This is a genomic window from Methyloceanibacter marginalis (assembly GCF_001723295.1).
Lineage (GTDB): Bacteria > Pseudomonadota > Alphaproteobacteria > Rhizobiales > Methyloligellaceae > Methyloceanibacter > Methyloceanibacter marginalis.
The window spans coordinates 1-1957 of record NZ_LPWD01000125.1; the positions used below are offsets into that span (position 1 = coordinate 1).

Annotated in this window: 2 protein-coding genes and 1 pseudogene; 1 reads left to right on the plus strand and 2 read right to left on the minus strand. The window is 69.2% G+C overall.

Annotated elements, in window-relative coordinates:
- Positions 1 to 261: pseudogene (locus tag AUC71_RS05695) on the minus strand (hypothetical protein); the annotation flags it as partial.
- 75 nt (positions 262 to 336) lie between these two features.
- Here AUC71_RS05695 and AUC71_RS05700 point away from each other — a divergent pair.
- A complete protein-coding gene (locus AUC71_RS05700; protein WP_069623489.1) occupies positions 337 to 1593 on the plus strand; it encodes an MFS transporter in 1257 nt (418 codons plus the stop codon).
- On the opposite strand, the gene AUC71_RS05705 is transcribed toward AUC71_RS05700, so the two are convergent.
- Positions 1545 to 1957 (minus strand): enolase C-terminal domain-like protein (locus AUC71_RS05705; RefSeq protein ID WP_280139285.1); only part of this gene is annotated, 413 nt, incomplete at its 5' end. The two genes, AUC71_RS05700 and AUC71_RS05705, sit on opposite strands and share 49 nt — an antisense overlap.

The following is a 1957-nucleotide window of genomic DNA, read 5'->3' on the forward strand; positions in this document are numbered from 1 at the left end:
CGCGAGCTCGGCGAGAATGCCGGAGAAGCCGCTTTGCCGTTGCGGCTTGAGCACCGCCGCCTCGAGCCTGGCGATGGCGTCGAGCAGCAATTGCGTCTCGGGCGTCCGGTTGCGGCGCGCGTATTCGGCGAGGAACCAGCGGCCGAGCGGAGAATCGCGCAAGGTCGCCTCGATGGCGGCATAGTCGTGCGCCAACCCCTGTTGGGGCGGCGGCGCGCTTTGCTGCAATGTCTGGGCGCCGCGTGGCGCACGTTCCGGCATGGTGATGGCGAAGCTATCTGATTCGGCGTAAGGCCCGAACGTAGCAGCCGCAGGGCAGGGGATTCGTTAACGACCATGGTAAGCCGGGCCTCAACAGCCGAAACGGGGCCGTCCCTCGCCTGGCGCCTCGGCTTTCTCTATGCCGCGCTGTTCCTGGTGGTCGGCTGCTATCTGCCCTACCTGCCGGTCTGGCTGAAATGGCGCGCGCTCGACGCGACCAGAATCGCCATCCTGCTGGCGACGCCGCTTTATGTGCGCATCGTCTTCACGCCGGCCATCAGCTTCGCCGCCGACCGGCTCGGCAGCCGGCGTCTGATCCTCATCGCGCTGGCCTGGGGCTCGCTCGCCTCCTTCGTGCTGCTATGGCTGTCCGCCGGCTTCTGGCAGATGCTCCTTGCCGCCGTTCTGCTCGCCATCAACTGGACCACGATCATGCCCTTGATCGAGACGGTGGCGATCAGCGGCATCCGCAAGAAAGGACTCGACTACGGCCGGGTGCGTCTCTGGGGCTCTGTGACCTTCATCGCCGCGAGCCTCGGGGCCGGCTTCGTCATCCAGTTGTCGAGGCCGGGCGCGGTGCTGCCCATGCTGATGATCGCGACGTCGCTCATGGTGGTGGGCTCCTATCTCGTGCCGCGCGACCTTGGGGGCAGGGGTGAGCTCAACACCGCGGCGGTGCGGCGCTTGAGCCTGAGGGACGGCTTCGCGCTCACCCATGCCCCGCTCTTTCTTCTGTTCCTGCTCGCCGCCAGCCTGATCCAGGGAAGCCACGCACTGCTCTACGCCTTCGGCTCGCTCCATTGGCAGGCGCAAGGTTTCTCCGGCGGCACCATCGGTGCGCTCTGGTCGATCGGCGTTGCCGCCGAGGTGGCGCTGTTCGCCATGTCGGGGCGGGTGATGGCGTATGCGGGCAGCACACGGCTCCTGGTGCTCGCCGGGCTCGCCACCGCGCTGCGCTGGACGTTCATGGCTGTCGACCCGCCGCTTTGGGCGACGGGTCTGCTCCAGACCTTGCATGCCTTGAGTTTCGGCGCCGCGCACCTCGCCGCCATCCATTTTCTGACCCACGCCGTGCCGGAGGACCGCGCCGCCACAGCCCAAGGCCTCTACGCCGCCGTGGTGGCGGGCATCGTCCTCGGCACGGTGACTCTTGCCTGCGGGCCGCTCTATCGCCTGCTGGGGGGCGAGGCCTACGCGATCATGGCGCTGCTGGCGGCCCTTGGAACGGGCGCGGCGTTCAGCCTGCGCCGGCGCTGGCGGGGCGGGCTCGTGGTGGCCGAGGCTCAGCCCCACAGCGCGGGCGAGGGCGGAAAGACCATGCCCGCCTCGTAAGCGAGCCCATTTTCGCGGTCGCGGTCGAGCAGGAGCGGGCCGTCGAGATCCACCCAGTCGGCGTCCTGGGCGAGAAGGAGCGCAGGCGCCATGGACAGCGAGGTGGCGACCATGCTGCCGATCATCACCTTGAGGCCGAGCGCCCGGGCCTCTTGCACCGCGGCGAGCGCCTCGGTGAGCCCGCCCGTCTTGTCGAGCTTGATGTTGACCGCGTCGTAGCGGCCCGCAAGCGCTTCGAGGGAGGCGCGGTCATGCACGGATTCATCGGCGCAGACGGGCACGGGCCGCGCGATGGCTCCGAGCATGGCGTCGTTTCCGGCCGGCAGCGGCTGCTCGACCAGCTCCACGCGGGCCTCGGCGGCGG